General features: G+C 65.3%; 27 protein-coding genes and 1 riboswitch. Of the genes, 17 read left to right on the top strand and 10 right to left on the bottom strand.

The annotated features are described in order from the left end of the window. Positions 1-2 precede the first annotated feature (2 nt). Positions 3-1,271 carry a multidrug effflux MFS transporter gene (locus tag BUA26_RS15855; protein WP_083573048.1) on the bottom strand — a complete coding sequence of 423 codons (1,269 nt, stop codon included), beginning with the start codon at positions 1,269-1,271 and terminating at the stop codon, positions 3-5. A 91-nt stretch (positions 1,272-1,362) separates the two neighbouring features. Further along, positions 1,363-1,464, top strand: a riboswitch (Fluoride riboswitch). A 69-nt stretch (positions 1,465-1,533) separates the two neighbouring features. On the opposite strand from BUA26_RS15855, the gene crcB reads away from it, so the two are divergent. From crcB to BUA26_RS15825, 6 genes are all read left to right on the top strand, one after another. Further along, positions 1,534-1,920, top strand: a complete 387-nt coding sequence (crcB, locus tag BUA26_RS15850) for a fluoride efflux transporter CrcB (protein WP_072761831.1) — start codon at positions 1,534-1,536, stop codon at positions 1,918-1,920. A gap of 13 nt (positions 1,921-1,933) precedes the next feature. Next, positions 1,934-2,272 (top strand): DUF190 domain-containing protein, encoded by a 339-nt coding sequence (locus tag BUA26_RS15845; RefSeq protein ID WP_072761830.1) that lies wholly within the window; start codon positions 1,934-1,936, stop codon positions 2,270-2,272. 31 nt (positions 2,273-2,303) lie between these two features. After that, the gene (cfa, locus tag BUA26_RS15840; protein ID WP_072761829.1) at positions 2,304-3,422 is read left to right on the top strand and encodes a cyclopropane fatty acyl phospholipid synthase; all 1,119 of its coding nucleotides are present in this window, start codon (positions 2,304-2,306) and stop codon (positions 3,420-3,422) included. Between the two features lie 76 nt (positions 3,423-3,498). Further along, positions 3,499-3,885, top strand: coding sequence for a YciI family protein (locus BUA26_RS15835; RefSeq protein WP_072761828.1), 387 nt, complete (start codon positions 3,499-3,501; stop codon positions 3,883-3,885). A 16-nt stretch (positions 3,886-3,901) separates the two neighbouring features. Beyond that, on the top strand, positions 3,902-4,375 hold the full coding sequence (locus BUA26_RS15830) for a GNAT family N-acetyltransferase (RefSeq protein ID WP_072761827.1): 474 nt from the start codon (positions 3,902-3,904) through the stop codon (positions 4,373-4,375). Next, a complete protein-coding gene (locus BUA26_RS15825; RefSeq protein ID WP_072761826.1) occupies positions 4,372-5,244 on the top strand; it encodes a TraB/GumN family protein in 873 nt (290 codons plus the stop codon). Before BUA26_RS15830 ends, BUA26_RS15825 begins: the two co-directional genes overlap by 4 nt. Positions 5,245-5,552: 308 nt before the next feature. Here the strand turns inward: BUA26_RS15825 and BUA26_RS15820 are convergent, their stop codons facing one another. Both BUA26_RS15820 and BUA26_RS15815 read right to left on the bottom strand, forming a co-directional pair. Continuing rightward, entirely contained in the window at positions 5,553-6,539 is a 987-nt protein-coding gene (locus BUA26_RS15820; RefSeq protein WP_072761825.1) for an aldo/keto reductase, read from the bottom strand. Positions 6,540-6,602: 63 nt separating this feature from the next. Continuing rightward, entirely contained in the window at positions 6,603-7,502 is a 900-nt protein-coding gene (locus BUA26_RS15815; RefSeq protein WP_072761824.1) for an EamA family transporter, read from the bottom strand. A 27-nt stretch (positions 7,503-7,529) separates the two neighbouring features. Here BUA26_RS15815 and BUA26_RS15810 point away from each other — a divergent pair, with 27 nt between their 5' ends. From BUA26_RS15810 to BUA26_RS15795, 5 genes are all read left to right on the top strand, one after another. Beyond that, positions 7,530-8,075 (top strand): Lrp/AsnC family transcriptional regulator, encoded by a 546-nt coding sequence (locus BUA26_RS15810; RefSeq protein ID WP_255368390.1) that lies wholly within the window; start codon positions 7,530-7,532, stop codon positions 8,073-8,075. 118 nt (positions 8,076-8,193) lie between these two features. Then, positions 8,194-10,434: a DNA topoisomerase IV subunit A gene (parC, locus tag BUA26_RS15805; RefSeq protein ID WP_072761822.1), complete on the top strand. Its 2,241-nt coding sequence runs from the start codon at positions 8,194-8,196 to the stop codon at positions 10,432-10,434. Positions 10,435-10,532: 98 nt separating this feature from the next. Continuing rightward, positions 10,533-10,958 carry a hypothetical protein gene (locus BUA26_RS15800; RefSeq protein WP_072761821.1) on the top strand — a complete coding sequence of 142 codons (426 nt, stop codon included), beginning with the start codon at positions 10,533-10,535 and terminating at the stop codon, positions 10,956-10,958. Between the two features lie 34 nt (positions 10,959-10,992). Continuing rightward, positions 10,993-11,283: a lipoate-protein ligase small subunit gene (locus tag BUA26_RS20635; RefSeq protein ID WP_083573047.1), complete on the top strand. Its 291-nt coding sequence runs from the start codon at positions 10,993-10,995 to the stop codon at positions 11,281-11,283. Beyond that, entirely contained in the window at positions 11,280-12,056 is a 777-nt protein-coding gene (locus tag BUA26_RS15795; RefSeq protein WP_083573046.1) for a lipoate--protein ligase family protein, read from the top strand. The genes BUA26_RS20635 and BUA26_RS15795 overlap by 4 nt, the downstream gene beginning before the upstream one ends. Before the next feature lie 30 nt (positions 12,057-12,086). On the opposite strand, the gene BUA26_RS15790 is transcribed toward BUA26_RS15795, so the two are convergent. Beyond that, complete coding sequence (locus BUA26_RS15790; RefSeq protein WP_072761820.1) at positions 12,087-12,575, bottom strand: NUDIX hydrolase; 489 nt, start codon at positions 12,573-12,575, stop codon at positions 12,087-12,089. A 178-nt stretch (positions 12,576-12,753) separates the two neighbouring features. On the opposite strand from BUA26_RS15790, the gene BUA26_RS15785 reads away from it, so the two are divergent. From BUA26_RS15785 to BUA26_RS15775, 3 genes are all read left to right on the top strand, one after another. Beyond that, positions 12,754-13,524, top strand: a complete 771-nt coding sequence (locus tag BUA26_RS15785) for a phosphodiester glycosidase family protein (RefSeq protein WP_072761986.1) — start codon at positions 12,754-12,756, stop codon at positions 13,522-13,524. After that, positions 13,521-15,941 carry a penicillin acylase family protein gene (locus tag BUA26_RS15780; RefSeq protein WP_072761819.1) on the top strand — a complete coding sequence of 807 codons (2,421 nt, stop codon included), beginning with the start codon at positions 13,521-13,523 and terminating at the stop codon, positions 15,939-15,941. Before BUA26_RS15785 ends, BUA26_RS15780 begins: the two co-directional genes overlap by 4 nt. A 209-nt stretch (positions 15,942-16,150) precedes the next feature. After that, positions 16,151-17,215 carry an NAD(P)/FAD-dependent oxidoreductase gene (locus BUA26_RS15775; protein ID WP_072761818.1) on the top strand — a complete coding sequence of 355 codons (1,065 nt, stop codon included), beginning with the start codon at positions 16,151-16,153 and terminating at the stop codon, positions 17,213-17,215. 219 nt (positions 17,216-17,434) lie between these two features. Here the strand turns inward: BUA26_RS15775 and dapE are convergent, their stop codons facing one another. Beyond that, positions 17,435-18,574 (bottom strand): succinyl-diaminopimelate desuccinylase, encoded by a 1,140-nt coding sequence (gene dapE, locus BUA26_RS15770; RefSeq protein ID WP_072761817.1) that lies wholly within the window; start codon positions 18,572-18,574, stop codon positions 17,435-17,437. Between the two features lie 296 nt (positions 18,575-18,870). Between dapE and BUA26_RS15765 the strand changes: the two genes are divergently transcribed. Further along, complete coding sequence (locus tag BUA26_RS15765) at positions 18,871-19,809, top strand: bifunctional helix-turn-helix transcriptional regulator/GNAT family N-acetyltransferase (protein WP_072761816.1); 939 nt, start codon at positions 18,871-18,873, stop codon at positions 19,807-19,809. A gap of 28 nt (positions 19,810-19,837) precedes the next feature. Here the strand turns inward: BUA26_RS15765 and BUA26_RS15760 are convergent, their stop codons facing one another. The 4 genes from BUA26_RS15760 to dapD are packed head-to-tail and all read right to left on the bottom strand — an operon-like array spanning position 19,838 to position 22,596. Further along, positions 19,838-20,917 (bottom strand): VIT1/CCC1 transporter family protein, encoded by a 1,080-nt coding sequence (locus tag BUA26_RS15760; protein ID WP_255368389.1) that lies wholly within the window; start codon positions 20,915-20,917, stop codon positions 19,838-19,840. Next, positions 20,914-21,408, bottom strand: a complete 495-nt coding sequence (locus BUA26_RS15755; protein ID WP_255368388.1) for a DUF2165 family protein — start codon at positions 21,406-21,408, stop codon at positions 20,914-20,916. The genes BUA26_RS15760 and BUA26_RS15755 overlap by 4 nt, the downstream gene beginning before the upstream one ends. Before the next feature lie 7 nt (positions 21,409-21,415). After that, complete coding sequence (locus BUA26_RS15750) at positions 21,416-21,772, bottom strand: Spx/MgsR family RNA polymerase-binding regulatory protein (RefSeq protein WP_072761814.1); 357 nt, start codon at positions 21,770-21,772, stop codon at positions 21,416-21,418. After that, on the bottom strand, positions 21,769-22,596 hold the full coding sequence (gene dapD / locus BUA26_RS15745) for a 2,3,4,5-tetrahydropyridine-2,6-dicarboxylate N-succinyltransferase (protein WP_072761984.1): 828 nt from the start codon (positions 22,594-22,596) through the stop codon (positions 21,769-21,771). The genes BUA26_RS15750 and dapD overlap by 4 nt, the downstream gene beginning before the upstream one ends. A gap of 255 nt (positions 22,597-22,851) precedes the next feature. On the opposite strand from dapD, the gene BUA26_RS15740 reads away from it, so the two are divergent. Then, entirely contained in the window at positions 22,852-23,406 is a 555-nt protein-coding gene (locus tag BUA26_RS15740; protein ID WP_072761813.1) for an NADPH-dependent FMN reductase, read from the top strand. A 180-nt stretch (positions 23,407-23,586) separates the two neighbouring features. Continuing rightward, a complete protein-coding gene (locus tag BUA26_RS20760; protein WP_072761812.1) occupies positions 23,587-23,874 on the top strand; it encodes a hypothetical protein in 288 nt (95 codons plus the stop codon). 76 nt (positions 23,875-23,950) lie between these two features. Here BUA26_RS20760 and BUA26_RS15730 read toward each other — a convergent pair whose 3' ends face one another. After that, a complete protein-coding gene (locus tag BUA26_RS15730; RefSeq protein WP_072761811.1) occupies positions 23,951-26,410 on the bottom strand; it encodes a GH92 family glycosyl hydrolase in 2,460 nt (819 codons plus the stop codon). Between the last annotated feature and the right edge of the window lie 132 nt (positions 26,411-26,542).

Below are 26,542 nucleotides of genomic sequence, written 5' to 3'. Positions count from 1 at the left end.
GCTCAGCGCGGCTCGGCAATCTCTGCCTGCATCTCCGTGGCCGGGTCGACGGCTGCCGCTGGTCGATCGGGCGAACGACGCATGATCGCGTGGTACCACCGCCAAGCCAGCACGCCGATGACGGTCAGCACCGATGCGCCGAGTGCGAGATGCAGCATGCTGACCGACAGCAGTGGCGACAGCACGCCGGCCACCACGCTGCAGAGCAGCAGACTGGCGAACGCCTGCACCGAGGAAATCCCGCCACGCTGCCGCGGGAAACGATCCAGCAGCAACAGCGTCAAGGTGGGAAACGCCAGCTGCACGCCGACGCCGTGCAGGATCAGCGGCAGCATCGACCACGGCAGCCGCGGCGCGGGAAACACCCACGCCAGCAGCAGATGCAGGGCACAGGCCAGCAACATCACCGCATAGCCCAGATTCAGCGTGAAAGTTGCAGTGTGCCGTTCGGCCATCCGCCCGGACAGCCACGCACCACCGATCAGGCCGGTCACCACCGGCAGGAACAGCCACGGAAAATCCGCCGCCGAAAGATGCAGCAGCTGGCGCACGATGCGCGGTGCTGAAGCGATATACAGGAACAGCCCGGCAAAGTTGACCGAACTGGAAATCAGCAGCGGCCAGAATGGCCGATCGCGGCCAAACGACAGATAGCTGGCCAGCAGCGGCCGCGGCGCGAACGATGTACGCCGCGCCGGTGGGTGGCTTTCCGCAAGCAGCAAGGCCAGGGCCAGTGCCAGCAGCGTGGTGAATCCCGCCAGCACCCAGAAAATGCCGTGCCAGCCACCCAGTGGCAGCAGCAGCGCGCCGACCATCGGTGCAATCACCGGCGCCACCCCGAAAATCATCATCACGTGCGACATCAGCCGCTGCGCGGCAGCGCCCTCGTGGGTGTCGCGGACTATCGCGCGCCCCACGACCAGACCCGCACCGGCGCACATGCCTTGCAAGCCGCGGCAGGTCAACAACATCGCGAACGAGGTCGACAGTGCGGCGCCCGCCGAAGCGAGCGCATAGACCAGCATGCCAGTAACGATGACCGGCTTGCGCCCAATCGCATCGGAGATCGCACCGTGGAACAGGCTCATGGCCGCATACGTGATCAGGTACACGCTGAGCAGTTGCTGCAGCCCGGTGTCATCCACCGCAAAACGTGCGCCGATCAACGGAAACGACGGAAACACCGCATCGATCGAGAACGGCCCGATCATCGACAACGCCGCCAGCAACCAGGGCAAGCTGCGTCGCATGGTGCGATGGGGTGGGTTCATGGGGCACAACAGTGTCGGCGGGTCGCGCAGTATAGAGCCGCCGCAACCACGCGCCACGCTTGACGGCGGGACCGCCTGATCGACTAGGATGGTTGCCAGGGGAGATGGCATGCCTCCCGTTTCGGGCATTCTTCGGCATCCCGTGACAAACCACCTCTCGTCCGTCGTTGAGGTTGATGATGCCTGCACCACCGGCTTCCGGCGGCGCAGGCGTGCCTGCCACCGCGGCAACCGGACACTTTCATTGTCAGGAGACGCGCTCGTGGGCTTTAGTGGATTTGTTGCAATTGGTGTCGGCGGAGCCATCGGCTGCTGGCTGCGCTGGGGCTTGGGCGTCATGCTCAACCCGTTGTTTCCCACCTTGCCGCTGGGCACGCTGGCCGCGAATCTCGTCGGCGGCCTGCTGATGGGCTGCGTGATGGGCCTGTTCGACCATTTCCAGACCCTGGCGCCGGAACTGCGGCTGTTCGTATTCACCGGCTTCCTGGGTGGCCTGACCACGTTCTCCACCTTCTCGGCCGAATCCGCCACGCTATTGCTACGTCAGCAATACCTGTGGTTCAGCGGTCACGTGGCGGTGCATGTGGTCGGCTCACTGGCGATGACCGTGCTCGGCATCTTCCTCACTCGCAGCCTGCTGCGCCATTGATCCGGGGAATCGCATGAATCAGGAAAACCTGCAACAAGGCGTGCATCTGTATTTTTACTGCCACCTGCGCGCGAAGCACGACGGCATGCTGCTGTCCGAGTGGCTGCTGGAACAGGCCAAGCAGCATGGCCTAGGCGGCGGTTCGGTATTCCGCGCGATCGCCGGTTTCGGCCGGCACGGCGTGCTGCACGAGGAACAGTTCTTCGAGCTGGCCGACGACCTGCCGGTCAAGGTCGAATTCCTGCTGCGCGAAGACCAGGTCGAATTGCTGCTGCAGCTGGTACGCGCGGCCGGCGTCGATGCGACGTATGCGTATTCACCGGCAAGCTTTGCACTGCTCGGCAAACACTGATCAGCACGAACCGCCCAACGACGAGGCAAGCATGAGCCAGGACGATCTGAAAAACCGCGCCAGCGAACTGCTCGAACAGGCCGGCATCCACATCGACGGCGATGCTCCGATCGACCTGCGCGTGCATGACGGACGCCTGTACAACCGCGTGTTCGCCCGCGGCTCGCTGGGCCTGGGCGAGGCGTACATGGACGGCTGGTGGGATGCCGACGACCTGCCCGGCCTGTGCACGCGATTGCTTACCGCCGGGCTTGATCAGGAACTGAAAACACTAGACACCTTGCTTGCGCATCTGAAGGCCCGTTTCATCAATCTGCAGCGCGGCGAGCGCGCGTTCGAGATCGGCAAGGCGCATTACGATCTCGGCAATGATCTGTTCCAGGCCATGCTGGGCCGGCGCATGGTGTATTCCTGCGGTTACTGGGCGAAAGCCGACAACCTCGACGACGCACAGGCGGCCAAGCTCGATCTGGTCTGCCGCAAACTGCAGCTCAAGACTGGCCAGCGCGTGCTCGACATCGGCTGCGGTTGGGGCGAGGCGTTGAAGTACGCCGCCGAGCATTACGGCATCGAGGGCGTCGGCATTACCGTCTCGCAGGAGCAGGCCGAGTACGCGCGCGAAATGTGCGCGGGGCTGCCGATCGAGATCCGCCTGCAGGATTACCACGACATCAACGAGCGCTTCGATGCGGTGTATTCGCTGGGCATGTTCGAGCATGTCGGCGGCAAGAACTATCGCGCGTATTTCGAAACCGTGCGCCGTTGCCTGAAGGAGGACGGCCTGTCGCTGCTGCATTGCATAGGCAGCAACAGCGCGCCGGCACAGCCCGACCCGTGGATCGAGAAATACATCTTCCCGAACTCGATGATCCCCGCCGCCAGCCAGGTGGCGGCCGCGCTGGAGGACCTGTTCGTGGTCGAGGACTGGCACAACTTCGGCGCCGACTACGACCGCACCCTGACGGCGTGGCGCGCCAACATCGAAGCGGCGTGGCCGTCGCTGCCGGGAACCTACGATGAACGCTTCCGGCGCATGTGGCGCTACTACCTCGCCGTGTCCGCCGCCGTGTTCCGCAGTCGTCGCGACCAGCTGTGGCAGATCACGCTGAGTCCGCATGGCGTTGCAGGCGGCTACCGCGTCCCGCGCTGAAGTTGCTGTTCGCCGGAGTCCGGCCTTTTGCGGCGTCGTATCTGCCAGCACGATGCAAATCCAACGGAAGCGAACCATGAACCAGCAAAGTCCACTCTCCGAATACCTCGTCCTCTCCCGCGGCCAATGGGACAAGGACGCCTCGCGCGAAGATATCCAGGACGCGATCGACCGGTTCTACGCGTGGTATGACCGGCTCCTTGGCGAGGGCAGGATCGGGGTCGGCAAACGGCTGGCGCGCGAGGGCAAGGTGGTGTCGCGGCGAACGACCATGGACGGCCCGTTTGCCGAGGCCAAAGAGGTGGTCGGCGGTTACTGGTTCATCCTCGCGAACAGCTTGGACGAAGCAGCACGCATTGCGGCGGAAAACCCATGCCTGGCTTACGGCCTGGTCTGCGAGGTCCGGCCGATCGACCCCGCACGCGGCAGCGCCTACGCATTGACCAACGAAACCCCGACCTAGGAATACGGCGGAACCCATGCACATCCGCCTCGACGACCTCACCGGCTCCGACATCATCCAGCTGCTGCGCGAGCATCTGCAGGGCGTGGCGCAGCATTCGCCGCCGGAGAGCATCCATGCGCTCGACCTCGACGGTCTGCGCCGGCCTGAGATCACGTTCTGGAGCGTGTGGCACGACGGCGAACTGATGGGTTGCGGCGCACTGAAGGAGCTCGATCGCCGGCATGGCGAGATCAAGTCGATGCGCACTTCCGCGGCCCATCTCCGCAAAGGCGTGGCGGCGAGGCTGATGCAGCACATCCTGGAGGAGGCCGACCGCCGCGGCTATGAGCGCGTGAGCCTGGAGACCGGCTCGATGGAAGGATTCGCGCCAGCCCGCCGTCTGTATGCGCGCTTCGGTTTCGTAATGTGCGGGCCGTTCGCCGACTACGTCGAGGATCCCAACAGCGCGTTCATGACCCGTGCGATACGCGCGACAATGTCGACATGAAACCGTCCTTGCCTGCGCGCCTGCTGTTTTGCCTATTTCTGTTGCTGCCCGCGGCAACCATCGCCCGCCCCGCGCTATGGGTGGTGAAGGACGCCGACACCACCATCTACCTGTTCGGCACCGTGCACCTGCTGCCTAACGACACCGCGTGGCACTACCCGGCGCTGGACCGGGCGGTGGCGGACAGCAAGACGCTGTATATCGAACTGACCAACGACGACCAGGCGAACATGATGGCGCTGGTGCTGCGCTATGGCGTGGACGTGGCCCATCCGCTGCCGAGCTTGCTGAACCCGTCCGAACAGCTGCGGCTGACGATCGCGGCGAACAAGGCCGGTGTACCCGGCGGCGTGCAGGCGCTCAACGTGATGCGCCCATGGCTGGCCGCCTTGACACTGGCGACGGCGCCGCTGCTGAAGGCCGGACTCGACCCCGAGCATGGCGTCGACAAGCAGCTGAAGGCGCAGATGGCCGGCGACGGCAAACAGGTGCTGGGGCTGGAAACCGCCGAGCAGCAGATCCGTTTTCTCGCCGACATGCCGCCGTCGGTGGAACTGGCCTTCCTGCGTTCCAGTATCCGCGATGTCGACAAGGGCCCGATCGAACTGACCCAGCTGATCGACGCGTGGAAGAACGGCGATGTCGCCACCATCGCCCGCCTCGAAGACGAGGACTTGCGGCAGACCGAACCGAAGCTGTATCAGCGCCTGCTGGTGCAACGCAACCAGAACTGGGCCGCCCGCATCGGCGACCTGCTGCGCAACCACAGCGGCACGATCTTCATCGCCGTCGGCGCCGCCCACCTGGCCGGGCCGGACAGCGTGCAGGCACAGTTGCACAAGCTGGGTATCGAGGCTGCCCGCCAGTAGTGGAAAGCTTGCGGCGGATTGTCTGCTGAAGGAGCGGTTCCGAATGGTTGCGTTGCGACGTAAAGCCCCTCTCCCGCCGGGAGAGGGTTCGGTCGGAGCGCAAGAGTGATATTTCCCGCTCCGTGCGTACCCTCATCCGCCTGTCGGCACCTTCTCCCAGCGGGAGAAGGACCCCTTCTTGCAGATTGACGGCTTGCGCAGGCGACGGCTCGATGGTCGGCCGAGAATCGACACCTATCAGATCGCCCCATGAAACCCGATGACCAGCCCTTCGGCTGTTAAGAGCCCCGCCTGACCCTCCGTCTCGATCAGTCGATGCCAGCGACTGCGTGCGGCACGTAGCGCGCCTCAAGCGCCTCGATCTCGGCATCCGGCAACCTGACCGCCAGCGCCGCCACCGCTTCTTCCAGATGGTGCGGCTTGGTCGCGCCCACGATCGGCGCGGTCACCGTGGGTTTGTGCAGCAGCCAGGCCAGCGCCACCTGTGCGCGGGGCACGCCGAGTCGCGCGGCGACCTCGCCGACACGTTCCACCACCGCCTTGTCCGCTGCCTTGCTCGCGGCATACACGCCATCGCCCCACGGGTCGGAGCCACCGCGCACGGTGCTGGGTTCGTCCTCCCACGCCCGCGCCAGCCGGCCACGCGCCAGCGGGCTCCACGGCACCACGCCGATGCCTTCCTGCGCGCACAGTTCCAGCATCTCGCGCTCCTCCTCGCGATAGAGCAGGTTGTAGTGCGGCTGCATGGAGATGAAACGCGTCCAGCCGTGCAGGTCGGCGGTATACAGCGCTTTGGCGAACTGCCACGCCGACATCGACGAGGCGCCGATATAGCGCGCCTTGCCCGACTTCACCACGTCGTGCAGCGCCTCCAGCGTCTCCTCGATCGGCGTGGCCTCGTCCCAGCGGTGAATCTGGTAAAGATCGACATAATCCGTGCCCAGCCGGCGCAGACTGGCATCGATCTCGGTCATGATCGATTTGCGCGACAAGCCTCCGCCGTTCGCATCGGCACGCATCGGATAGAACACCTTCGTCGCGATGACGACTTCCTCGCGCCGGGCGAAATCATGCAGTGCGCGGCCCAGCATCAGTTCGCTGTCGCCGCCCGAATACATGTTGGCGGTGTCGAAATAGTTGATGCCCAGCTCGATTGCGCGCCGGATGAACGGCCGGCCGTGCTCCTCGTCCAGAGTCCATGGCCTCTCGTCGGTAGGTGTTACCGAATAGCTCATGCATCCAAGGCAGATGCGCGAGACCTTGAGACCCGACTTGCCCAGATTGATGTAGTCCATGGTGAATTCTCCTCTTGGCTTCTCGAAATACGCGAAAATTAGGCGCGAAAATAGGCGCGACGCTCACCGGCGACTCGCCCGGTGCAGGTTGACGCCGGCGATGACCAGAGCGATGCCGGTCATCTCGACGGGACTCGGTATCTGGTGCAGCACCACGATGCCGATCATGCTCGCCGTGGCAGGCAACAACGCAAGCAGCAACGCGAACGTGGCACGCGGCAGGCGCGCCATCGCCAGCTGGTCGCATATATAAGGGATCACCGACGACGACACGCCGATGCCGATGCCGGCGGCCAGCAGGGCCGGACTGGCGAAAGCCACCGCCGCGTCATGCAGACCCAGCGGCATCACCAGCAACAGCGCCACCAGCATTGCCGCGGCGAGCCGATCGACGCCTGCGCTGCCGCCGTCCCTGGCGACACGATGCCCGAGCACGATGTAGAGCATGAAAAGGCCGCAGTTCGCAAAGGCGAACAGGAAACCCATCGGCGCGTCCGCGATCCGGAGGTGAGTCAACATCCAGACGCCGGCCACCGCCACGGCGAGCGCGACGATATTGCGCTGCGTGCGCGTGCCCGCCAGCGCCAGCGCGATGGGGCCGATGAACTCGATCGCGCCCACGGTGCCCAACGGCAGTCGTGCGATCGCCAGATAGAAACAGACATTCATGCAGCCGAGTACGGCGCCCAGCGCCACGATGTTCCACCGTACGTTCGCGTCCTGCCGCATGAAATAGCGCCACGGCCTTCGCCATAACGCAAAGATCAAGCCGGCGCTGGTGATCCTCAGCCATGCCACGCCCAGTGGTTCCACGCGGGAAAAGAGCAACACGGCAAACGCCGGGCCCAGATAATGGAACACCGCGCTGACGACGAAATACAGGTGCGGCGGCAACCGTTCGTCGAGAGAAGCGCCAGGAAGCGGCGACCGTTCCAGCGTTGATGTTTGCGGTTCATTGTGCATGGCTCTACTTTTACAAGTAATAAGCGCATGATCCATCCATACACAAAGGATTTATTGGCTAATTTTTTACTTGTTGTAGGTTTGGTGAGCCATATGCCTCAGATTTCCAGTCTCATGTCCGATCCGCGCAATATCGCGTTGATTCACGCCCTGCAGGCGGACCCGCGCCAGCCTGTGACCAAGCTGGCGACCACCGTCGGCATGTCGGCTCCCGCGGTGAAGGAACGATTGAACCGGCTGGAAGATGCCGGCGTGATCCGGGGCTACCGGCTCGACCTGGATCCGAAGGCGATGGGCTGGCCGATCACGGCGTATGTCCGCGTGCGGCCGGTGCCGGGGCAATTGCCGAAGATCGCCGAACTGGCGCAGAAGATGCCGCAGGTCGTGGAGTGTCATCGCGTCACGGGCGAGGACTGTTTCATCATCAAGGTGCATCTGGATGCACTGGAAAATCTCGACCTGATCCTCGACCGCTTCCTGCGCTACGGCCAGACCACCACCTCGATCGTGCAATCCACTCCGGTCCCCTTGCGCGCGCCGCCCCTGCCCGCCATCAAAGGCAAAACCCGATGAAGCGTGGCAGCCGGCACCTCACAATAGTCGCCGCGAGGCAAGCTGTCCCGCGACGGCATGATCTGGCACCATCGACCGGTTATCCGCGCACCGCGCGCAACTCATCAGACATCGCCGCATGAACCTGCAAGCCAATTACGAACAAATCCCGCTGAAGGAATACGCCGAGCGGGCCTATCTCGACTACTCGATGTACGTGGTGCTGGACCGCGCGCTGCCGTTCGTGGGCGACGGCCTGAAGCCGGTGCAGCGGCGCATCATCTACGCGATGAGCGAGCTGGGGCTGGCCGCCACGGCGAAACCGAAGAAATCCGCGCGCACCATCGGCGACGTGATCGGCAAGTTCCATCCGCACGGCGACAGCTCCTGCTACGAAGCGATGGTGCTGATGGCGCAGCCGTTCTCGTATCGTTATCCGCTGGTCGATGGCCAGGGCAACTTCGGCTCGCCGGACGATCCGAAGAGCTTCGCGGCGATGCGCTATACCGAGTCCAAGCTCAGCCCGATCGCCGAGGCGCTGCTGGGCGAGCTGGGCCAGGGCACGGTCGACTGGGTGCCGAATTTCGACGGCACGCTGGAGGAACCGAGCTGGCTGCCGGCACGCGTGCCGCATGTGCTGCTGAACGGTTCGATGGGCATCGCGGTGGGCATGGCCACCGATATTCCGCCGCACAACCTGCGCGAGCTGGCCAGCGCCTGCATCCGCCTGCTGGACGATCCGGACGCCACCGTGGCCGACCTGTTCGAGCATGTGCGTGGACCGGATTATCCGACCGAGGCGGAGATCATCACGCCGCGCGCCGATCTGCTGGCGATGTACGAGAGCGGCATGGGCTCGGTGCGTGCCCGCGCGGTGTACCAGCGCGAGGAAGGCAACATCGTGATCACCGCGCTGCCCCACCAGGTCAGTCCGTCGAAGATCCTCGAACAGATCGCTGCGCAGATGCGCGCAAAAAAGCTGCCGATGATCGAGGACTTGCGCGACGAGTCCGATCACGAGAATCCGATCCGGCTGGTGCTGGTGCCGCGTTCCAGCCGCGTCGATGCCGACGAGCTGATGCCGCACCTGTTCGCCACCACCGATCTGGAGAAGAGCTTCCGCATCAATCTCAACATGATCGGCCTGGACGGCCGGCCGCAAGTGAAGAACCTCAAGCGCATCCTCAGCGAGTGGCTGACCTTCCGTACCAGCACGGTGACCAAGCGACTGGAACACCGGCTGGCGAAAGTCGAACGCCGCCTGCACTTGCTGGAAGCGCTGCGCATCGCCTACCTCAATCTCGACGAGGTGATCCGCATCGTGCGCAGCGAGGACGAGCCCAAGCCCGTGCTGATAGCGCGCTTCAAGCTCAGTGAGGAACAGGCCGACTACATCCTGGAAACCCGCCTGCGCCAGCTGGCGCGGCTGGAAGAGATGAAGATCAACGCCGAGCGCGACCAGCTCGAAGAGGAACGCGCCAAGATCACCGTGCTGCTGAAATCGCCGGCCAAGCTGAAGGGGCTGATCAAGGAAGAACTGCGCGCCGACGCCGCCAAGTTCGGCGACGACCGCCGTTCGCCGCTGGTGCAGCGCGAAGCGGCTCAGGCGCTGGACGAAAGCGCGCTGGTCGCCAGCGAGCCGGTCACCGTGGTGCTGAGTCAGAAAGGCTGGGCGCGCGCGGCGAAAGGCCACGACATCGATGCCGAAGGCCTGAACTATCGCGAGGGCGACGGTCTGCTCGCCACCGTGAAGGCCCGCACCACCCAGCAAGTGGCGTTCATCGACTCCACCGGGCGCAGCTATTCCACCCCCGCGCATACCCTGCCCTCGGCGCGCGGCAACGGCGAGCCGCTAACCGGGCGCTTCAGCCCGGCCGCCGGCGCCAGCTTCGACGCGGTGATCGCCGGCGACAACGACACGCGGCTGATCCTCGCCACCGATTTCGGCTACGGCTTCGTCGCCCGCTTCGAGTCGCTCACAGGCCGCAACAAGGCCGGCAAGCAAATCATCAGTCTCAGCGACGGCGCGCATGTACTGGCGCCCCAGGTCAGCCCCGACCCCGCGCGCGACCGTATCGTGGTGGTCACCACCGAAGGACATCTGCTGATGTTCTCGGTGGCCGAACTGCCCGAGCTGGACAAGGGCAAGGGCAACAAACTGATCGAGGTGCCGAAGGCCAGGCTCACCAGCGGCGACGAGCGCGTGGCCGGCATCGCGGTGGTCGGCGAGGGCAAGGGCGAGGTCACCTTGTACGCCGGCCAGCGCAAGCTCACCTTGAAGTGGGCGGATCTGGTCGAATACGGCGGCAACCGTGCCACCCGGGGCGGCCTGCTGCCACGCGGCCTGCGTCGGGTGGAGCGGATCGAGACCACCGGCTGAACGGCGCGGCAGGAACTTCCTGCCGCCGCACGCTTCGAAGGTGGAGGTGCACGCCGACGCGCGTGACGCGTTGAGCACGTCATACCCCGGAGTCAAGCATGAACATCAAACGGCACCTCACCGCCCTCGCGACCACCTTGCTGGTGGCCTCGGCCTGGGCGCAGACGCCCGCCAAACCGTTGAACCTCAAGCTGTCGCCCAGCGATATCCCCGCCGCCAGCAGCACCGCCGCCAAACCCGCCAGCAGCACGCCAGGCGTGTATTACGGCGATACCAGCGGCCGCATGGGCAACAACGACACCACAGCGGCCGCGACCACCGACTGCGACGACTACCGTTACAACCAGCCGCAGGTCCACGGCAGCGTCGGCATGGGCGTGGTCAGCGGCAACCATGTCGGCGGCAGCTACCAGACCGGCACGGTCAACCTCACCAAGGCGTTCGGCAGTTGCGATCACCCCACTGGAGGCGTCAGCATCTCGATCGGCGGCGGCACCGGCAGTTTCCACGGCCGCGGCCACTGATCGATCGGCAACACAACGCAGACGGAAGCCGTCCATGCATGGCGAATACAAGATGCTAGGCGGCAAGCTGGTGGTCGTCGACCTGGAAGTGCGCGACGGCCGGCTCGCCGATGTGCGGCTGAGCGGCGATTTCTTCCTGGAACCGGATAGCGCGCTGCGCACCATCAACGCCGCGCTGGAAGACCAGCCGGCACAGGCCACCGAAACCGAGCTCGCCAACGCCGTGCGCGACGCACTTCCGCTCGACGTGATGATGTATGGTCTTTCGCCGGAAGCCATCGCGGTCGCCGTGCACCGCGCTTTGCACGGGGAAGCCGAGGCATGATGCGTACCGATTGGCGCGACCACGACTGGCGGCTGATCCACACGATTCCGCAATCACCATCGCTGCATATGGCGTTGGATGACGTGCTGACCCATGAAGTCGGTGCCGGTCGCCGCAAGCCGACCCTGCGCATCTGGGAATGGGCTGCCCCGGCGGTAGTGATCGGCCGCTTCCAGTCGCTGCGCAACGAGGTCGATGCCGACGCGGCAGAGCGCTACGGCATCGAAGTGGTGCGCCGGGTCAGCGGCGGCGGCGCCATGTTCATCGAGCCGGGCAACACGATCACCTATTCGATCTACGCGCCGCAGTCGCTGATCAAGGGGCTGTCGTTCCAGGAAGCCTATGCCTTCTTCGACGAGTGGGTGCTGCAGGCGCTGGGCGAACTGGGCATCAAGGCGTGGTACCAGCCGCTCAACGACATCACCTCCGAAGGCGGCAAGATCGCCGGCGCCGCGCAAGTGCACCGCGGTGGCGCGGTACTGCACCATGTGACGATGGCGTATGACATCGACGCCGCGAAGATGCTGGATGTGCTGCGCATAGGCCGCGAGAAACTGTCCGACAAGGGCACCGTCAGCGCGGCCAAGCGGGTCGACCCGTTGCGCAGCCAGACCGGCCTGCCGCGCGAGGCGGTGATCGAGCGCATGGTCGCCACCTTCCGCCGCCTGCACGGCCTCAGCGACGATGCCGTGCGACCGGATGAGCAGGCGCGGGCCGAAGAGCTGGCGCTGGGCAAGTTCTCCAGCGCCACATGGCTGGCAGACGTGGCCTAGCGCCTCCTGCGTTCCCGCAACATCAAAGCGCTACAGCCGCGCATACGACCATGACTGCATGCGGCCGTCCTTGTACGGCATCACACCGTGGAACGGACGCGGATCGGCGTCGAACACCAGCGGCAGGAAGTGGCGGTCGCCTTCCCACATCGGCAGCGTCGGCAGGCGCTCCAGCGCCACCCACTCCAGCGTCCCTTCGGCATTGGCCTCGAAGGGTATGCCGGTATAGCGCTCGATCACGAAGATGAAGCCGAGCCAGTCCTCACCCTGCTTGCCGAAGCCGGGCCAGTTCAGCGTGCCGCGCAATTGCATCGACTCGCAGTTGATGCCGGCCTCCTCGAGGATCTCGCGCCGCATGCAGCTCGCGATATCCTCGCCCGGCTCCATCTTGCCGCCAAGGCCGTTGTACTTGCCCAGGTGCTGGTCATCCGGGCGGGCATTGCGATGAATCATCAACACTTCGCGGCGGTCGGGCGACAGCACATAGCCGAGGGTTGCCACTATCGGGGTATAGGGCATCGCAGAAGCACCGTAAAAGAAATCGAGTTTAACGGCTGCCGCACTTCCCCACAGAATAGGCTGAACAATCGCCTTCGCCGGGCTTGCGCCCACGTAGCGGGGCGGCGACCATCCACAGATGTACCGATCCGCCTCACTCCCGCCGCACACCTGCACCACGCCACGATGGCCGCGCAGGCTGCTGCATGTGTTGCTGCCACTGGCCCTGGTTGTGGGCGCACCCGGTTGCACGCCGACCGCGAAGGCGCTGGACAGTGGCGAACTGGCGTTCGAGGGCCAGAACTACCGCGTCGTCCAGCTGGATCTCAAACGCGAACAGCTTGGCCTGTACTGGCGCGATCCGCAGAGCGGCCAGCCGTTCAGCAGCATCGAATCCTTGCGCCAATGGGGCGAGGCGCACGGCCGGCGACTGCTGTTTGCGACCAATGCCGGCATCTACGACCACAAGTTCGCCCCGCTGGGCTTGTACGTCGAAAACGGCAAGACCGTGGTGCCGTTGAACCTGGCGCATGGCAACCCCGCATCCGGCAATTTCTCGCTGCTGCCGAATGGCGTGTTTGCGATCTATCCGAACGGGCATGCAGCGGTACGCACCAGCGCCGCGTTCAAGGCCGAAGGCAAACCGGCGCAATGGGCCACCCAGTCCGGCCCCATGCTGCTGATCGACGGCAAGCTCAACGAGCAGTTCGTCGATGATTCGTCCAGCCTGAAATGGCGCAGCGGCGTCTGCGTGAAAACCTCGACCGAGGTGGTCTTCGCGGTAAGCGAGGCGCCCGTGAACTTCCATACGTTTGGACGTCTGTTCCGCGACCGGCTCGGTTGCCGCGACGCGCTGTACCTGGACGGCAGCATCTCGCAGCTGTACGTCGACGGCGAGGGCTACACCGGCGCACCGGCTTTCATGGTCAAGCCGTACGCCGGGATCTTCGCGGTATTCGCCAAGCCATGACGACGCGGCGCTGGCGTGTCCTGCGCGCGCTGCTGCTCGCCCTGCTGGCGCTGTTGTTGATCGCATTGGCGGCTGGCTGGTGGCTGCTCGCGGGCAGCCGGGCCCAACTCGACGGCGCACGCCGCATCGCGAGCCTCTCGGCGCCTGTCAGCATCAGCCGCGACGCGCTGGGCACGGTCACCATCGAGGGAAAAAACCGCACCGACATCAGCTACGCGCTTGGCTTCGTGCACGCGCAGGAGCGCTTCTTCGCGATGGACTTGATGCGTCGCATGTCGGCCGGAGAATTGTCCGCCCTGGTCGGGCCGGCGGCGCTGGAAACCGATCTCAACCATCGCCGCCATCGCCTGCGCGCCGTGGTCGAGGCGGCTTATGCGCAGTTGCCGGCGACGCAAAAACACGAGCTCGACCGCTACCGCGACGGCGTCAACGCCGGACTCGCCGACCTGCGCGTACGGCCATGGGAATACCTGCTGCTGGGCGTCCAGCCGCGGCCGTGGCGTTCCGAAGACAGCGCGCTGGTGATCGCCGCGATGTACCTCGATCTGAACGGCGACGGCCGCAACGAGCGCGAACTGCGCTTTGGCCAGATGCGCTCGGTGCTGCCCGGTCCACTGGTGGATTTCCTGCTGGCGCCCGACCCCGATTGGGAAGCGCCGCTGAGCGGCCAGCTGTCGCACTCGCCGGTGATCCCCGCGGCCGACGTGTTCGACCTGCGCCATCTGGCCGCGACCCAACCTTCCGCCAAACTGACCGCTGCGCTGGCGCCGGCGCTCGACGCGCGGCGTCCCGGCAGCAACAATTTTGCGGTCGCCGGAACACTCACTGCCACCGGCGCGGCGATGCTCGCCAACGACATGCACCTGTCCCTGCGCGTGCCGAACATCTGGTTCCGCACCCGGCTGCGCTATCCCGACGCCAGCGCACCGAACGGACGGCGTGACGTCAACGGCGTCAGCCTGCCCGGTACGCCCGCCGTCGTGGTGGGCAGCAACGGCCAGATCGCCTGGGGCTTTACCAACAGCTATGGCGACTGGCAGGACTGGGTGCGTGTGCTGCGCGATCGTGCCGACCCCATGCGCTACAAAGTGCCCGACGGCTGGGCGACGATCGAAAGCCACGACGAGCACATCCAGGTCAAGGGCAGGCCCGACACCGTCCTCAAGGTCGAGGACACCCGCTGGGGGCCGATCATGGGCAAGGACGCCGACGGCACGCCGCTGGCATCGGCGTGGATCGCCGGCCGCCCACGCAGCTACAACCTCGACCTGATGGAGCTGGAACACGCACGCGATGTGCCTGCTGCGTTGAACCTGGCACCACGACTCGGCATGCCGCCACAGAATCTGCTGGTCGCCGACAGCGCCGGACATATCGGTTGGACGATCGCCGGCAACGGCATTCCGCTGCGTGCAGGCATCGATCCGCTGCTGCCGTCGGACTGGTCGATACCCGGCAACGGCTGGCAGGGCTGGGCCGCATCCGCGCAATACCCACGCATCGAAAATCCCGCCGACGGCCGCCTGTGGACGGCCAACAACCGTACCGTCGACGGCGATGCGCTGACCCTGCTCGGCGACGGCGGCTACGACCTCGGCGCCCGCGCCCAACAGGTCCGCGACGACTTGCAGGCGCATGCCGGTTTCACACCCGGCAACCTGCTCGACATCCAGCTGGACAACCGCGCGCTTCTGCTGACCCGCTGGCAGCAGTTGCTGCAGCAGACATTGATCAATGCCAAGACGCCGGCGCTGCAGCAGTTGCGCCAGCTCACCCGGACGTGGCGCGGACGCGCCGCCGTCGACAGCGTCGACTACCGGTTGGTGCGCGCATTCCGCGAGCGGGTCAGCGAGCTCGTGCTGGCGCCGTTCGTGGCGCGGGTGAACCGGCGCTATCCCGACTTCAGCTGGCCCGCCCACCACAGCGCCGAGGCCGCGGTGTGGGAATTGATCCGCGGCCAGCCGCCGCAGCTGCTCGATGCGAAATATCCTGACTGGAACGCCTTGCTCACCGATGCGGCCAGCCAGGTGGCGGCCGAGCTTGGCCAGCAACCCGGCGGCCTCGCCGCACGCAACTGGGGCGAGTACAACCGCAGCCGTATCCGTCACCCGCTTTCCGCTGCATTGCCGAACTGGCTCGGCCGCTTCATCGACATGCCCACTCAGCCACTGCCCGGCGACAGCAACATGCCGCGCGTCGACACCCCCGGCTTCGGCGCGTCCGAGCGGCTCGACGTATCGCCCGGTCACGAAACCGAAGGTGTCCTCGAAATGCCGGGCGGCCAGAGCGACAACCCGCTGTCGCCGTACTTCGGCGCGGGACATGAGGACTGGGTCGACGGCCGACCCACACCGTTGTTGCCGGGGCAGACCCAGCACACGCTTACTCTGGAGCCCGGCCACGTACTGACACACTGACGCGGCGAACGGCTCCCCTTACCAGGAACCCCGCACGCCTCAGTTACGGTCACGCCGTCCCTGCCACGAAGCTTTGCTCGCGGGGCTCGGACCGGAAGGCCTGTGCGGCATTCGACCACACGGGCGGTCCGGGCTTACCTGATCGAGATCAAACGCCCCGCCTCCGTGCGCACGCATGATCCGCCCAGTCCACAAGGCGGATTCGTCCCATGATCAACTGCAATGCCGTCATTATCGGGGCGGGACCGGTCGGCCTGTTCCAGGTTTTCGAGCTGGGCCTGCTCGGGCTGGATGCGCACGTGATCGATTCCATGCCGCATGCCGGCGGGCAATGCATCGAGCTGTATCCGGACAAGCCGATCTATGACATCCCGGCGGTGCCAGCGTGCAGCGGACGCGAGTTGATCGCGCGGCTGCAGCAGCAGATCCGCCCGTTCGCGCCGCAGTTCCATCTGGGCAACACCGTCACTTCGCTCGAGCGCATGGAGAACGGCCGCTTCCGCCTGCATACCAGCACGGGGCTGGCGTTCGATGCCGGCGTGGTGATCATCGCCGGCGGGCTGGGCGCGTTCGCTCCGCGCACGCTCGACCTGCCGGAGGCCGCATCATTGGTTGGCCGCGCGCTGCATTACAAGGTGTCGCAGCCTGCACTGTTCGACGACCAGGACATCGTGATCGCCGGCGGTGGCGATGCGGCGTTGGACTGGGCGCTGACCCTGGTCGACCGGGTGCGCAGCCTGGTGCTGGTACACCGTTCGTCCACCTTCCGCGCCGCGCCGGCCAACGTGGCGCGCATGCATGCATTGTGCGACGAGGGCCGCATGCAGCTGTGCGAGGGCGACATCGTCGGACTGGAGACCACCGACGACACGTTGGCGCAGGTGCGCGTGCGCACGCGCAGCGGCATGGTCCAGCGCATCGAGGCTTCCCACCTGCTGGTGTTCTGGGGCCTGCATCCGGCACTCGGGCCTATCGCCGACTGGGGACTGGCATTGGAACACCAGCAGCTGGTGGTGGATCCGTCGACGTTCCAGACATCCATCCCCGGCGTCTTCGCGGTGGGCGACATCAATACCTACCCAGGCAAGAAGAAGCTGATCCTCTCCGGCTTCCACGAGGCGGCGCTGTGCGCCTTCGCCGCGCACGCGCACCTGCATCCCGGCGACAAGGTAAACCTGCAGTACACGACCACCAGCCCGGCGCTGCAGCGACGCCTCGGTGTGCGCGCCGCCGCCGGGCACCCGCCGCCGCGGGTGGCCGTCGCCGCGACGTGAACCCGGCAGATCGCCTTCGTCATGCACACGTTCACTGCCACGGCAGATATCCCACGCGTCGCTACTGAGGCGGAGGTTGGGTGGTACTCAAGCGCGGGCGGCGCATCACGAACGATCCCGCCGGATGCCGGCGGCGACCAGCAGACCTGATGCGCTGATCCATTCAACGCAACCTGCAGCGCTGGCCTGCAGCTGCGCCGGCCAGGGGCTATCGCACGGTCAGGCCCCGATCAGCAGGCGCTCGCAGACGGCGCGATACAGCTGCGGCAACTGCTCCAGTTCCTGCAGGGCCACGCACTCATCCACCTTGTGGATCGTGGCGTTGACCGGACCGATCTCGACCACCTCGGTGCCCATCGGCGCGATGAAACGACCGTCGGAGGTGCCGCCGCCGGCGCTTTGCTCGGGATCGATACCACACAGCTCGCGGCAGACCGCCACCACGGTTTCGCGCAGCACGCCGCCGGGCGGAGTGAGGAACGGTTCGCCGGAGAGGTTCCAGTCCAGCGCGAAGTCCAGACCATGGCGGTGCAGGATCGCCTCGGTACGCGCGCGCAGATCCTCGGCACGGCTCGCGGTGCAGTAACGAAAATTGATCAGCGCCTTGAGCTCGCCGGGAATCACATTGGTGGCGCCGGTGCCCGCGTTGAGATTGGAGACCTGGAACGAGGTGGGGGGGAAGTCGCTGTTGCCTTCATCCCAGCGCTCGGCAGCCAGCTCGGCCAGCGCGGGTGCGAAGGCGTGGATCGGGTTCAGTGCCTTTTCCGGATAAGCCACATGCCCTTGTACGCCACGCACGCTGAGCGTGCCCGACAGCGAGCCGCGCCGGCCCACGCGAACCAGGTCGCCGAGCTGCTCTTTTGCCGACGGCTCGCCGACCACGCACCAGTCGATGTGCTCGCCGATGGCACGGAAGTGCTCGACCACCTTGCGCACACCATCAAGATTGGTCGGCCCCTCCTCATCACTGGTCAACAGCAGCCCAACCCGCCCGCGATGATCCGGATGCGCCACGACGAACTGCTCCAACGCCACCACCATCGCCGCCACCGAGCCTTTCATGTCGGCGGCGCCGCGGCCGTATAGACGGCCATCGCGGATCGTCGGTTCGAACGGCGGGCTCTGCCATGATGCCTCGGGGCCGCTGGGCACCACGTCGGTATGGCCGAGGAAAATCAGCGTCGGCCCAGCCGTGCCATGCACGGCCCATAGATTGTCGACTTCGCCATAGCGCAAATGCTCGACGCGGAAGCCCGCGGACACCAGCCGTCCGCCAATCAACGGCAGGCAACCGGCGTCTTCCGGCGTCACCGAGCGGCGGCGGATCAGATCACAGGTGAGATCGAGAACGTAGGACATGCGGCAAGGCTGATGATCGGCGGTGCTGCAGCATATCAGGCGGCCCAACAACCACTGAGTGCCATCCTTCGGGAAATCGCCATATAATTGACTGCGTCAACTATTATGCCGATGTGGGAAACTCGAAAAACCCGTGATTTGGACCGTCATCCCAGCGAAAGCTGGGACCCAGTGACTCTCATTTATCGAAGCCCAAGGACACTGGATCCCAGCTTTCGGTGGGATGACGAGCAATGGCCAGTTTTTCCGAGGTCCCATACGTCACGTCCAATATTCCCCGGAGAGGAGCCGCCGTCATGCCGAGTGCCGTACCTGCCACACACGTGGAAACGTTCCGCGAATTCAATCGTTTCTACACGCACCGGATCGGCGTGCTGGAAAAAGGCCTTCTGTCCAGTTCGTTCACCCTCACCCAGGCCCGTGTCCTGTTCGAGCTGGCACAACGCGCGCAAGCCAGCGCCAACGAGATCGGCGACCTGCTGGGATTGGATGCCGGCTACCTCAGCCGTATCGTGCAGGGCTTTGCCGACAATGGACTGATCACGCGCAAGCCCTCGCCGGACGATCGCCGGCGCATGTTGCTGTCACTGACCGCCGCCGGCAAGCGGGCGTTCGAGCGGCTCGACCGCAGCTCCCGCGCCCAGGCCTCGGACATCCTGGGCGGACTTTCACCCGATGCACGTGATCGCCTGCTGTCCAGCATGCGATCTATGCGGGGCCTGCTGGCAGGCGCGGAGCCCCGTGCCCGCGGCCGCGTCACCATTCGCACTCATCGCCCGGGCGACATCGGCTGGGCGATCGAACGGCATGGCCGGCTGTACACCGACGAGTACGGTTGGAACGAGGAGTTCGAAGCGCTGGTGGCCACGCTGTTCGCCGACTTCGCCACGCGCCACGACCCCGCCCGCGAGCGGATGTGGATCGCTGAGGTCGACGGCGTGCGCGCCGGCTGCGTTTTCGTGGTGCGGAACGCGGACGACCCCACGCTCGCCCAGTTGCGCTGCCTGCTGGTCGACCCCAGCGGACGCGGCCATGGCATCGGCCGCCGTCTGGTGGACCGCTGCATTGCCTTCGCCCGCGCTGCCGGCTACCGGGGGATGATGCTGTGGACCAACGACGTGCTGGTTTCCGCCCGGCGCATCTACGAGGCCACCGATTTCACGCTGGCGAAGGAGTATCGCCACCACAGCTTCGGCCACGACCTGGTCGGCCAGATATGGACACGCGATCTCTGAGAGTCGGTTTACGATCGGGCTCGCAGCATCAGCCCGCGATCATCGTACCCAGCAGGTGGCCCACGGTATAAGTGATCGCCGCAGCTGCCGTCGTGATGGCCAGTTGCCGGGCGATCGAGAACAGCATGCTGCGGCCGGTGAACAGCGAGGTGCCGATACCGATCAGCGCCAGCCCGGCGGCGGTGGAACAGGCGCTGGCCAGCAACGCGGCATGACCACCCAGGAAGAAGTACGGCGCCACCGGAAACAATGCGCCACACGCGAACAGGCAGAACGACGAAACCGCCGCGCCGTAAGCCGAGCCACCCAGCTCTCCCGGATCGACGCCCAGATCCTCGAGCACCATCATGTCCAGTGCCGCCCTCGGAGTATCGGCGAGATGTCCGGCCAGGTGCTCGGCGGCGGCCTGCTCCATCCCCTTCTCGCGATAGATCCCCGCGATGTGCCGCAGGCCGTCCTCCGGCGCCACGGCGAGACGCTCGGCGCGTTCGGTGATCTGCGCCTGGTAGAACTCGCGTGAACTGTTCACCGACAACCATTCGCCCAGCGCCATCGAACAGGCCCCGGCAACCAGGCCCGCCAGACCGGCCAGCAACACGGCACGGTCTCCCGACGCGGCGCCGGCCATGCCCATCACCAGGCTGACGTTGGAGACCAGCCCGTCGTTGGCGCCCAGCACCGCCGCCCGCAGGGTATTGCCGCTCTGCGTGCGATGCCGGTGACCGTGCACACCGAGTTCGCGCGGCGCCACGAAATGATCGCGGTGGCCGCTGCGGTCCACCGGCGTGTCGTCATGATCGGCATGCTCCAGCCGCACCACCGTCGGCATCACGAATTCGGTGCCGAAGCGCTGTGCGAACCAGCTCAGCGCACGCACGCGCGCGCCGATGCGGATCGGCGGCACGGCCAGACCCAGGCCACGCAGACGCGTTTCCCAGAACTGCGCATTGCTCTGCTCGCCCTCGGCAATGCGGCGATAGACCTGACTCAGTCGCGGATCGGTCGCCAGCTCCGCCAGCCGCGTATACAGCGCGGCGTTGTCGCGTTCGATGCGCAGGTTGCTGCGGAATCTGCGTGCAGGATGACTGCCCATCTCGGTGCCCGTCATGGAGCGTCGAGCTCGTCGTCACGCTGACCAAGACAGACCAGCGCAAGCAGCAGCACGACGACGAAACGGAAAGCGCTTTCCAACCCATTCCACTGGCTGGACATCCACATGCCGAACCACTCGCCGCCGATGGCCATGAAACCGCCCAGCCACAGCAGCAGGCCGGCAGTCAGTCCGTATATCGCAACGCGCTTCGCACGACGGAATGTCGACGCCGGCGCCCGACGTGCACGCCACATGTGCCAGGCGCCGATCCAGCACAGCATGGCGGCTACGCTTTCGGTGCCGATGATCAACGCATACGCAACGTGCTGCAGCAGCGGCGAATGGATGGCACGGTAGTGAATGCTGGCGTCGGGAAAGATCGAATCCATCGCCAACACGTGCTGCACGAATACCAGGTTGCTGCCGTAGTCGGTGAGGTTGCCGAACGCGACCAGCGTCAGCCACAGCGCGATCGCGGCCATCAGCAGGATGCCGGAAAGCCGCATCGCCATCTCAGCGCCCGAACAGCTTCTTGAAGCCGTTGTCGGTGAAGCCCACGCTCACTGTGCCATCGGGCTGCACCACCACCGGACGGCGGATCAGCGCGGGATACTCCTTCAGCAGCAAGGTCCACTCCGGATCGCTGCCCGGGTTCTTGCGTTGCGGCAGCAGGTTGCGCCAGGTGGTGGACGACTTGTTGACCAGTTTCTCCCAACCGCCCAACTGTTGCGCCCATTCCTTCAACGTCGCCGCCGCCACCGGGGCGGCGCGGTAGTCGACGAAGTCATGCGGCACCTCGAAGCGGGCGAGCCAGTTGCGCGCCTTTCTGCAGGTGTCGCAGTTTGGAAGTCCATACAGGACGGGATTCATTCGCCGCTCCGCAGCAGTTCGTTGATGCTGGTCTTGCTGCGCGTTTTCTCGTCGACCTGCTTGACGATGATGGCGGCGTACAAGCTGTGGCTGCCGTCCTTGGCCGGCAGGCTGCCGGACACCACCACGCTGCCGGCCGGCACACGGCCATAGCTGACCTCGCCGGTGGCGCGGTTGTAGATGCGGGTGGACTGACCGAGGAACACGCCCATGCCGATCACGCTGCCGCGTTCCACCACGACGCCTTCGACGACTTCCGACCGCGCACCGATGAAACAGTTGTCCTCGATGATGGTGGGGTTGGCCTGCAGCGGCTCCAGCACGCCGCCGATGCCGACGCCGCCGGACAGGTGCACGCCCGCACCGATCTGCGCGCAGGAACCCACGGTGGCCCAGGTATCGACCATCGTACCGGCACCGACATACGCGCCGATGTTGACGTAGCTCGGCATCAGCACGGCGTCTTTCGCGATGTGCGCACCGCGGCGTACCAATGCGCCGGGTACCACGCGTGCGCCGAGATTCTGCAATTCGGCGTCGTTGCCGTGAGCGAAGCGCAGCGGCACCTTGTCGAATGCCTGCGCCGGGCCGCCATCGACCACTCGGCTGTCATTGAGGCGAAAGTACAGCAGCACCGCTTTCTTGATCCACTGGTTCACCGTCCAGCCGCCATGGCCATCCGGTTCGGCGACGCGGCGTTCGCCCGATTCGAGCAGGTCGATGACCTGACCGATGGCGGGCCGCAGGTGGGTTTCGATCTCGGCCTGGGTCAGTTCGTTGCGGCGCTCGAAGGCGGCGTCGATCAGGGTTTCAATGGTTTGCACGGGATTATTCACCGGTTGAAGTCGGACGGAAGGCGGCAGCTGGCCACAAAGAGTACACGCTGCCGGCATCGATTCGATGCCGTTGCTGAATTCATCGGCCTTTAACGCGAGTCGGCAGTACATTGCATGCCCCCTCGGCACCAGCGCGAGATTTCCGTTGACTCTTCGAGACGCAGGCGCGTTCGACCTGTCGCGAACCACTGCCCCGGCGCCCGCTGGTCGCCGAAGCTGCCCAACCCTTTCAAGGAGTCAGATATGAGCCAGTTGAAGATCGCCGTCCTTGTCGGAAGCCTGCGCGCGGATTCGTTCAACCGCCGGCTTGCCCGCGCCGTGGAGAAACTTGCACCGACCGAATTCGCGTTCAGTCACATCCAGATCGACGACTTGCCGTTGTACTCGCAGGATTTCGATGCCGCCTACCCTGCTGTCGCCACCCGACTGAAGAAAGATATCGAATCGGCCGATGCCTTGTTGTTCGTCACGCCCGAATACAACCGTTCGATTCCCGGCGTGCTGAAGAACGCCATCGACATCGCGTCGCGCCCTTGGGGCGCCAACTCGTTCGCCGGCAAACCCGCCGGGGTGATCGGCACCTCGATCGGCGCCACCGGCTCGGCACTGGCGCAACAGCACCTGCGCAACGTGCTCGCCTACCTCGATGTACCCACGCTGGCGCAGCCGGAAGTATTCGTTCATTTCAAGGATGAGCTGATCGCCGACGACGGCACCATCCGCAGCGAAGGCACCACGAAATTCCTGCAGGGTTTCGTGGACCACTATGCCGCCTGGGTCAGGCGCTTCGCAGGTTGAACAGAATCAGGCCGGGCTGCCGGCCTGACGGGACCGGCGCGCCGTTTTCACCGTGCCAAAACGACGGGTGTGCTCATCTTGCGTTGCCCCTCTTGCGCCGCGGGAGCCGAGGACGGCAAGCCCGCTCATCATGAAACCACGACGCGAGATTCTCTCCCTCATCTGTCGCAGGGCCGCATCATGCGTGAACAAATCAGCGAAGGATTCATGGTCTTCATCGCCGATGGCGACGAAGGCATTGGTTCCGTCCGCGAGATCAGGCCCGGACTGCCCGAATTGGTCGTCTATATCGAGAATGCCGGCGACTTCGTAGTGCCACTCTCGGCGGTGAGAGACGTCCATTCCGACAAGGTCGTCCTGAACTTCGATCGCCTGGATCTCCGTCTGCGCGATGCGATTCGGCATGCTCGCGATTCGGAAGATCCGAACTACGAGTCGCCGGTTTCAACGGAAGACGACGACGTATGACCGATGGAGAAAGCTCTCGGTCCGGGCAGGCGGATGACGTGCCGGCACCGAGCTCGCCGCGCGCCGGCCGAACAGGTCACCGATCCAGCCCAGCAGGACAGGTCGCCGGCGGCGCATCTTCCACTCGTGTGCCCCAGCCGGACACGTCCGGGCCATCGGCCAATTGGTATTTCAGCGTGCCGCCGCGCTCAAGCCGATCGACGTCGATCCACACCGCAGTTTGTGGCCGGCCATCGAAACTGGCCCCGCGAACGTAGCGCGTGTGCGGCGCGTTCGCGCCGTCGGCTTCGACCACCAGCTTTCTGCCTTCGGCCAGCGCGACTTCGACGCGCTCGAAACGCGGTGGGTGCAGCAGCAACTGGCCGCTGCCAGGCATCAGCGGCGAAAAACCCATCGCACTGAACAGGTAGAAGGCTGACATGGTGCCGAGATCGTCGTTGCCGGTGACGCCGTTCGGCGCGTTGGTGAACAAGGTCTGCACCGCGGACAGCACCGTCGCGGTCTTCCAAGGCTGGCCGACCAGACTGTACAGCGTGGGCACGTGCATGGTCGGTTCGTTGTTGGGGTTGAAGCGATACTGGCCGTAGTACGAATACGGGCCGCCGACCCAGGCCTTGCGCGCGGCGTTCTGGGGATCGGCCAGCAGTTCGTCGTAGGCGAAAAAGGCATCGAGGCGCTTCGCCATGTCCTCGCGGCCACCCATCGCCGACGCCAGCCCTGGCACGTCCTGTGGCACCAGCCACTGGTACTGCCAGGCTGTGCCTTCGTGGAAACCGTAACTCGAACGCGGGCTATAGGTGCCGGTCGGCGGCGTGAACCAGCCGCCGCCCTCCATGCGGGGGCGCGGGAAGCCGGTGAAGGCGGATTCCTTCTCGCCCAGTTGTGCATCCCACAGCTTGCGCCAATTGCCGCCGCGCATGCGCAGTTGCGCGGCGTCCGCCTTCTCGCCGAGTGCGTCGGCCATCAGCGACAGCGAGCAGTCGGACAAGGCGTATTCCAGCGTTGCGGAACCGCCGTTGCGCGGGTCCACGTCCACGTCCGAGCCCTTGGACGGGAAAGTGCGGTCGAAGAACACGAAACCGTTCTTGAGGTAGTTGACGTTGCCGGCGCGGCCCTCGAAGCGCGACTGCAGCGGCGGGACGCCCCAGGCGTTCTTGCGCAGCGCCTTCCACGCCTCGCCTTGCAAGCCCTTCAGCGCGCCATATCGCCACAGGTCGACCAGGAACGGCGTGACCGGATCGCCGGTCATCGTGTTGGTGTCGAAATTCGCATAGCCCCAGCGCGGCAGCCAACCACCTTGCGCGTCGATGGCCAACAGCGAGCGCCCGATGTCGCGCGCGCGCTGCGGTTCGATCAAGGCCAGCAACTGGTTCTGCGAACGGTAGGTATCCCACAGCGAGAAGAATTCGTAATACGTCCAGCCGTCGGCGACATGGATCGCGTCGTCATAGCCGCGATAGCGGCCGTCGGCGTCGCTGCCGGTCAGCGGTTGCAGCAGCGCGTGGTACAGCGCGGTGTAGAACACGGCACGGTCGTCATGACTGCCGCCGGTGATGCGCACCTTCGACAATTCGTCGCGCCACGCCTGCTGTGCGGACTTACGCATGGCATCGAACGGGATCAGCTTGCCGTCCTTCATGCCTTCGGCGCGCAGGTTGATGCGCGCGCCCTCGGCGTCGACATGCGAAATCGCGGTGGTCGCGGTGATGCTGCGCCCCTTCGACATATTGAAACTGAGCCACGCGCCATTGAGCGGCTCGTGTTCGCTTTCCATGCTGAAACGCGCACCCGGCGTGCCGCCGGCCTGGCCCCAGACACCGAAGGCCTTGAACGGGCGGTCGAATTCGATGCGGAACCAGGTGGCGTATTCGTGCCCGCCGCAGAAGCTGAGCGTGGTGATCTTGCCTTCGACCGCCCGGTCGCCGACCACGCGCACCTCGCTGCCGATCACACGGTGCTTCTCGTTGGCCTGGCTCACGTCGACCAGCAAGTGTCCGGTCTTCGCGTCGGCAAGGAAGGTGTAGCGCTCGGCCGCGGCGCGGGTGAGCGCGGCAGCCTCGACGTCGATGCCGCCGTAGTCGGTCAGCCGCACCTTGTAGTAACCGGCCTGGCCGGCGCCGCCGTCCTGGGTATAGCGCGAACCGTACTTGCCGTTATCGAAATTCTTCGCGTCGCTGGTGTCGAAGTCGCCGCCGAGGCCGATGCTGCCGGTGACCGGCAGCACCACGAGCTGCCCGCCCTGTTCCCAGCAGCCGGCGCCGGACAGGAAGGAGTGGCCTATGCCACGGATCTTTTCATCGCCGAAACGCCAGCCGGCGTAGTGCGAACCCACCGGACTGGCCTGGACCAGCCCGAACGGCGCGGATGCACCGGGATAAGTATTGCCTTCGTCCTGGGTACCGATGAAGGTGTTGACCAGAGCGGGCAGATCCTCGCTACCGCGGGCCGAAGCAGACGCGAATGGCGTCGTTGCCACCAGCAGCGCTCCAGCCAGAACGGTTTTCAGCACTGTGGCGGACAAGTCGAACCTGCTCATACGTCTCCGGATGGTCTGCAGACCACGTTGGTCCATGGATGGCGTCGCGAGGGGCAATCGCATTGCCGATAGAGCACAAATGCCAAAAAACGCAAATTGCTTGCTTTTTTCATTTTAGAACGATCTAAAATC

Source organism: Rhodanobacter sp. OK091 (assembly GCF_900142825.1).
Taxonomy (GTDB): domain Bacteria; phylum Pseudomonadota; class Gammaproteobacteria; order Xanthomonadales; family Rhodanobacteraceae; genus Rhodanobacter.
The sequence above is the reverse complement of the archived record's forward strand: the minus strand, read 5'-3'. Positions and strand labels throughout refer to the sequence as shown.